Source organism: uncultured Enterococcus sp. (assembly GCF_913775425.1).
Lineage (GTDB): Bacteria > Bacillota > Bacilli > Lactobacillales > Enterococcaceae > Enterococcus_G.
Genome location: NZ_CAJYIS010000070.1, coordinates 1 through 6977 on the forward strand (window position 1 = coordinate 1; position 6977 = coordinate 6977).

Annotated in this window: 7 protein-coding genes and 1 pseudogene; 4 read left to right on the forward strand and 4 right to left on the reverse strand. The window is 38.0% G+C overall.

Annotated features, from left to right (window positions below; all coding sequences use genetic code 11):
* Positions 1-72: 72 nt before the first annotated feature.
* Entirely contained in the window at positions 73-1425 is a 1353-nt protein-coding gene (locus QZ413_RS08255; RefSeq protein WP_297079150.1) for a DEAD/DEAH box helicase, read from the forward strand.
* A 100-nt stretch (positions 1426-1525) separates the two neighbouring features.
* On the opposite strand, the gene QZ413_RS08260 is transcribed toward QZ413_RS08255, so the two are convergent.
* Complete coding sequence (locus tag QZ413_RS08260; RefSeq protein WP_297079151.1) at positions 1526-2464, reverse strand: DNA-deoxyinosine glycosylase; 939 nt, start codon at positions 2462-2464, stop codon at positions 1526-1528.
* 20 nt (positions 2465-2484) lie between these two features.
* Positions 2485-2802 (reverse strand): hypothetical protein, encoded by a 318-nt coding sequence (locus QZ413_RS08265; protein WP_297079153.1) that lies wholly within the window; start codon positions 2800-2802, stop codon positions 2485-2487.
* Between the two features lie 354 nt (positions 2803-3156).
* Between QZ413_RS08265 and QZ413_RS08270 the strand changes: the two genes are divergently transcribed.
* Positions 3157-3765, forward strand: coding sequence for a histidine phosphatase family protein (locus tag QZ413_RS08270; protein WP_297079155.1), 609 nt, complete (start codon positions 3157-3159; stop codon positions 3763-3765).
* 152 nt (positions 3766-3917) lie between these two features.
* Here the strand turns inward: QZ413_RS08270 and QZ413_RS08275 are convergent, their stop codons facing one another.
* Positions 3918-4214, reverse strand: a complete 297-nt coding sequence (locus QZ413_RS08275; RefSeq protein ID WP_297079157.1) for a putative quinol monooxygenase — start codon at positions 4212-4214, stop codon at positions 3918-3920.
* Positions 4215-4426: 212 nt separating this feature from the next.
* Between QZ413_RS08275 and QZ413_RS08280 the strand changes: the two genes are divergently transcribed.
* Together QZ413_RS08280 and QZ413_RS08285 are read left to right on the forward strand one after the other, a co-directional pair.
* Positions 4427-4837 carry a universal stress protein gene (locus QZ413_RS08280; RefSeq protein ID WP_297079159.1) on the forward strand — a complete coding sequence of 137 codons (411 nt, stop codon included), beginning with the start codon at positions 4427-4429 and terminating at the stop codon, positions 4835-4837.
* An 8-nt stretch (positions 4838-4845) separates the two neighbouring features.
* A pseudogene (locus QZ413_RS08285) lies at positions 4846-5985 on the forward strand (SulP family inorganic anion transporter); the annotation flags it as partial.
* Positions 5986-6265: 280 nt separating this feature from the next.
* On the opposite strand, the gene QZ413_RS08290 reads toward QZ413_RS08285, so the two are convergent.
* A complete protein-coding gene (locus QZ413_RS08290; protein WP_297079162.1) occupies positions 6266-6961 on the reverse strand; it encodes an N-acetylmannosamine-6-phosphate 2-epimerase in 696 nt (231 codons plus the stop codon).
* Positions 6962-6977: the final 16 nt, after the last annotated feature.

Here is a 6977-nt window from a genome sequence, read left to right on the forward strand (position 1 = left end):
TGGAAACAAAATAGGAAGTTGTTTGAGAATATGGTATAATCCAAAAGATGTTAAAAGAAAGAAGGTGCTCAAATGTCATTTGAAACATTTGCATTTCAGCCGTTTATTTACGAAGCACTTGCTGAAAAGAAATTTACACAACCGACTCCAGTACAAGAAAAGTTGATTCCAGTGATCCAAAAAGGCAAAAGCGTTGTTGGTCAGTCCCAAACAGGGAGTGGAAAAACGCATACATTTTTATTGCCGTTATTTGATAACATTGATCCGAATAAAGAAGAAGTTCAATTAGTGATTACTGCACCAAGTCGTGAATTGGCCACGCAGATTTATGCAGCAGCGAAACAGCTGGCTACTCATGCTACACCAGAGATTCGTGTTACGAATTTTGTCGGGGGTACAGATAAAAAACGTCAAATCGAGCGTTTAGCTAGCCATCAACCACAAGTTGTCATTGGAACACCAGGAAGAATTTTAGATTTGATCAATGAACGTGCGTTAAAAGTACATACGGCATCGGCGTTTGTAGTCGATGAAGCGGATATGACACTAGATATGGGATTTTTAGAAGAAGTCGACAAAATTGCGTCTCATTTACCTGAAAAACTTCAGATGCTTGTATTCTCAGCGACAATTCCAGAAAAATTACGCCCGTTTTTAAAAAAATACATGCAAAATCCAGTCATCGAAGAGATTAAAGCACAAGCGGTCATTTCCGATACAATTGAGAACTGGTTGATCTCCACGAAAGGGAAAAACCCTGACCGTTTGATTTATCAACTCTTAACGACCGGCCAACCGTACTTAGCGATCGTCTTTGCCAATACGAAACAACGAGCAGACGAGATCACGACGTATTTGCGTGAAAAAGGCTTGAAAGTGGCAAAAATCCACGGTGGAATTCCACCACGTGAGCGGAAACGTGTGATGCGTCAAGTTCAAAATCTAGAGTATCAATTCGTTGTAGCAACGGATCTTGCTGCACGTGGCATCGATATCGAAGGAGTTTCTCACGTCATCAATGCAGATATCCCTGAAGATTTAGATTTCTTTATCCATCGTGTAGGACGTACAGGACGCAATCAATTACACGGAACAGCTATTACGTTGTACGAACCAAGCCAAGATGAGTTGATCAGTGCGATTGAAGATCTAGGCGTTGACTTCCAACCAAAAGAAATCAAACAAGATGAGATCGTAGATACTTATGATCGCAATCGCCGTAAAAAACGCGAACAGAAAAAAGCCGACGAACTAGACCCGACGTTGATTGGTTTAGTCAAAAAGAAAAAGAAAAAAATCAAACCAGGCTATAAGAAAAAAATCCAATGGGAAATCGATAAAACGAAGCAACAAAAACGTAAAATCGAACGTCGTCAACAAACAAGACAAGCTCGTAAACATAAGAAAAATTCAAGTCAAGGTTAATCAAAAAGAGGGTGTGACCAAATTTGGTCACACCCTCTTTTTGATTAAATGCTATAACAAAAGTCGTTCTTTTAGCTAGCCACTTCTGTCAGTTGTTTTTTTATAATGTTTTTTGCATCGTTTGGCATAAGATCCCATCTACAACATGCGGAGCATCGATGACTTGATAGCCCATTTTTTGATAAAAAGGTAGTGCTTGACATTCTGCAATCAACTGACTTTTCGTAGCGTTTAAAAAATGTCCATATGTTTCATATAAGGATAATAAACGAGTACCGATTGTTTTGTTGCGGTATGTTTTTGCGATGCAAAAGCGATCAGGCTGGATTGTAGTGTCTGTTAATTGGAAGCGGATCGTCGCTACAGGCAGTTCTTGATCCATCACTAAAAAATAATCGTAGTGTTCATCTGACGTTAACTCGTCAAATTCATCTTGAGTAGCGATATTTTGTTCTTGTATAAAGACGAGTGTACGTAAGTGTTTCACATATTGCCATATAAAAGGTGTATGACCAAAATAGACCCGTAAGCCTTGTCTAGTGAAATCATCGAGTAATTCGCTGATACGATAAGCTAGAAACCATTGTTTTTGACGTAATTCTTGTTGTCGATTATTGGCCCCACTTGTAGAAGGACACGATAAGGTCAACCACTGAGTAGGGATAGTACTTGTGATCGTTTGATACGTTTTTGTCGCGGTTTTCCCGTTGAGGATCACAAGTGAGATCGGAAAAGCTTCAAATAGCTGTGCCAATGGTTGTAAGGTAACTTGTTGAAATTGATGATCCATACTGCCATTACGTACAAATTGACCAAAAACGTCCCATAATCCAATCCGATGATCCGTCAATAGCATGATCTTTTTTGAATAATCATGCGTAGGTTCTTGTTGCCAGTATTTCAATGCCAACGGCCAAAAGGCATTTCCTTTATGGGCGTAATATTGTTGTTTTATAAGAGACCGTTTTCCAGGTGCACTTCCTAAAATCAGTGTGTGCATCTCATCTGGTAGTATCGGATCAAAGCTTGATTGTTCCATAATATCCCCCTTGAGCCTCATCAACTCATTTTTGCCAATACATTATCAAACACCGCTACGACTTCTGAAAAATCACTAAATAACTGAAATGATCCATGTTCGTCGTCGTTGTCAATAATAATAAAACTATAGTCAAGATCTTGAATCGAATTTGAAAAAAGGACAAAATTCTCATTTTTTGCAAAACGATGGAGTTGTTCTTTAATGAATTGTTGCTTGTCTTCGATTTGAACACGTCCAGTTTTATAGTCATCAAGTGCGTAGCCGTTCACATTAAACCAATTGACGATCCCAGGTTTTTCCACATCCAATCCTTGTTTTAACTTAAAGGCATTCACGCTATTTCCTCCTTTCTTATTAACATGTTTAGAGTCATTGTCTTCTTGTGAAAAATGAAGAAGCCTATGTATATATAACGTTTATTATGTATTTTTAAATCCAGTGTGCTTTGATACTCCACTTTTCAATCCCATTCTAACACAGAAATTAAAGAAAGATACAATTTAAACTCTAGGAAATAGATAATATTAAATAACGATATTATTTAATATTTTATCCTAAATGAGGAAGAAAAATCTTTGAGTCGATTGAAATTTGGTTTATATTATCGCAAACACGATGAAAAAGATTGAAATCAAATAAAAAGTTTGCTAGGGTTAGCATAGGAACAGCAAAACGAAATGGAGTGTATCATGAAATTAATTTTAATTCGACATGGTGAATCGAAATTCAATGCGTTAAATAAAGAACAGCCGCATACCCGAGTTTTTTCCGGACAAGCGGATATTTTACTCACTGAAAAAGGCCAACAACAAGCACGAGCTTTACAAAAACATCCAGAGATTCAACAAAGTACTGCGATTTTTTCGTCTGATTTGACACGTGCTTTTGAAACCGCACAGCTAGCAACGAATCGAATGGATATAAAACGAGATCAACGGATCAATGAACGATCATTGGGACGATTTAATGGGAAATCGGAAATCGAATTAAGTGAGTACCGTACGTTTATCAATACTGAAGAATTCAAGCATAGTTTTACGACTGCAGCACCTGAAGGCGAAAACTATACACAAGTGGGTCAACGTGTGACAGCATTTTTATCTGATTTGCCACTATCAAGTGAACAAACGATTAGTGTCTTTTCACATTTTGTAGCAACGCGACTGATGCTACGTGCATTATTAGGGTTATCAAAAGAACAAACAACGCAAATCAAAATAAACAATTGCGAACCAATTATTTTAGAGGGGAACGAACTAGGTGAATTTTGTTTGCTTACACATTTAGACACGATTTAAAAAAGGGACATGACAATAGACTGTCATGTCCCTTTAACAATTGCATAAAGGTATTTCATTCTTAATGAGTTGAATCATTACTGAAATAGACAAAGAGAAGTTATTATCGGAATGATTCGCCTTATTTTTTGGAACTGCGTACTGTTGACACTTTAGTTAGGTTTTGACGTAAATGTTTCAACATGAAGGCGCAAGTGATATTTTTTGCGTAAGGCGGCGATTTTTTGCATCATACTGGATTGGTGATGAAGATCTAATGCTTCTTGAGTTGTCCAACGATCGATCAATAAGACAGCATTTGGTTGATTGACAGGAAGATAGTAGTCGTAACGCTCATTTCCAGGTTGTGCTTTGATTTGCTCTACTAAACCACTCGCTAACATCTCCTCCATAAATTGCTTTGCTGCTTGCTCCTTTCCAGTATAGGTAATCATAACAGTTAAACTCATCTTACTCATCCTTTCCTAGTTCTATTTATTAGTATAGCGATTGTCTACAGGATAAACCAATTCTTTAAAAGCATACGGTACATACAGAAATCGTATCCCAAAATGGACAGATTCATTTCTTTTCTGAAAAAAATAAGATTTTTAGAAATTAAGGTTTGAAACTGAAACGTTCTGTGGTAGGATGTTTCTATTAGTCTAAAGGAGCTAGCAAAATGAGAACAATTTTAGTTGCATTTGATGGATCACAACACGCATTGAATGCCGTTAAAGAAGCTCGGAAATTCCAGCGTGTGTTTCCCGAAGCACGGGTTACGATTTTAAAAGTATTGAAAGTTGCCAAGGCAAAAGATGAGTGCCTTGATTTGTCATTAACCATTGAAGAAAAAAAACGGATTCGCATCAAAACCGTTGAAAAAGAACTGGCTGATTTAGTTGAACACGATACAATTGATATTGTAGTGGGGGACCCAGCAAAAAAAATTATTGAATACGTTCAAGAGCATACCTTTGATTTAGTTATTATGGGAACTAGAGGACGTAAACGATTAAAAGAAATTGTTTTAGGAAGTGTCAGTCATGAAGTATCGACCCATGTAGACACTCCAGTATTAATTGTAAAATAAGGGGAAAAATAGTGATTTATTTAAAAAAAGACGATTGGTTTGGTCAAGTTAAAGAAGATGTATTTGCTGGATTAGTCACAGCAGTAGCATTAATTCCAGAAGTAATTGGATTTGCTATTATTTTAGGTGTCAACCCAATTACAGCGCTGTTTGCTTCAGTGTTGCTATGTTTGATCACATCGTTTACGAGTGGGCGACCAGCCATGGTTTCAGCAGCAGCGGGATCTATGGCTTTGGTAATGGTCAGTTTAGTCAAAGATCATGGGTTATCTTATATGATCGCTGCAACGATTTTAGCTGGAGGGATCCAGCTCGTATTAGGGTATTTAGGGATTCATCGATTGATGCGATTTATTTCAAAGTCAGTCATGTTAGGCTTTGTCAATTCGTTAGCAATTTTGATTTTTTTAGCACAAGTCCAACAATTAGCTAATCAAACGACTGCTACGTATATTATGGCATTAGTGACGATCGTATTGATGTTTAGTTTACCTAAATGGATCAAGATCGTTCCACCAGCATTGATTATTATCGTAGCGATGACTTTGATTGCGATGTTTTCAAACTATCCTCTACAACAAGTGGGTGACCTTGGAGAGATGAATGGAATGAGACTGCAGATCGGATTACCGCAAGTGCCGTTTACTTTTGAAACACTGTGGACTATTTTGCCGACATCACTGGCTTTAGCAATGGTTGGTTTGATCGAATCCTTGCTGACATTACCTTTAGTAAATGACATGACGCAGACAAAAGGAGATAGTCAACAAGAAGTAAAAGCTCAGGGAATTGCCAATATGATTACTGGCTTTTTCGGTGGACAAGCTGGTTGTGCGATGATCGGTCAAGCAGTAATCAATGTCAAATCAGGTGGGAAAGGTCGATTGTCGACGTTTGTTGCTGGTTCAGCGTTACTCGTATTGATAGTAGGCCTAAAAAGTATTATGGTTCAAATTCCGACAGCAGCATTGATTGGAATCATGATGACTGTTGCGTTTGAAACCTTTGATTGGGATAGTATTCGTTCACTCAAAACAATCGTGTTAACGGATACGATCGTGATGGTGTTAACGGTCGTCATTGTCGTGTATACGCATAATTTAGCTATTGGTATTTTAGTTGGAGTGATCACAAGTAGTTTAGTATTTATTAGCAAAGTTTCAAAATTACACATCCATGAAGAACAAAAAAAGGTTCACATTTCAGGACAATTGTTTTTTGCTTCGACCCACACACTCACAGAATATTTAGCAGATACTAATTTTGCTCCTTATGAATCATTGGATCTAACTGATCTATATGTATTAGACAAAACTGGAAAAGAAACGTTACAACAAGCAATCAATCAAATAAAACATCAATATCCTAAGCTGAATATTCAGCGGTAACGAAAATCCCCAACGAATCAACGTTGGGGATTTTTTTAGTCTAACGGGTATTATATGCTGAAATAAAGCGGGTAGCAATTTCTTCTGGACGTGTAATCGCACCACCGACAACAATACCAGAAACACCAAGATTCTTGATTTGTTGAACTTGCGACGGGGTGTGGATCCGACCTTCAGCAATTACGGGAATATTCTCATCGAGTAATCGCGTGATCAATTCAATATCCGGTCCTTCTTGATAAAGACGGTCTTTTGTATAACCACTTAGCGTTGTACCGACAAAATCCGCACCAGCTTGGTAGGCATTTACGCCTTCGTTGAAAGTCGCGATATCCGCCATGAGGATTTGTTTTGGATAACGCTGTTTGATCATTTGGATAAACGTGGATACATGAAGTCCGTCAAAGCGTTCTCTAAGTGTACAATCTAGCGCAATAACTGCTAGATCAAGTTGCACTAATTCTTCGACTTCTTTCATCGTTGCGGTAATAAAAGGTTCTTGCGGTGGGTAGTCACGCTTAATGATCCCAATGATCGGTAATTTCGTCACTTGCTGTATCGCTGTGATATCACGTATGGAGTTGGCACGAATGCCCACAGCACCCGCGCGTTCAGCAGCTTGAGCAAAATAAGGCATCAAACTAAATTCTTCATTATAAAAGACTTCTCCAGGTAAAGCTTGGCACGATACGATGATACCTGATTGAAATTGCGTTTTGAGTTGTTCTAAGTTCATTTGATTTAGCTCCTTT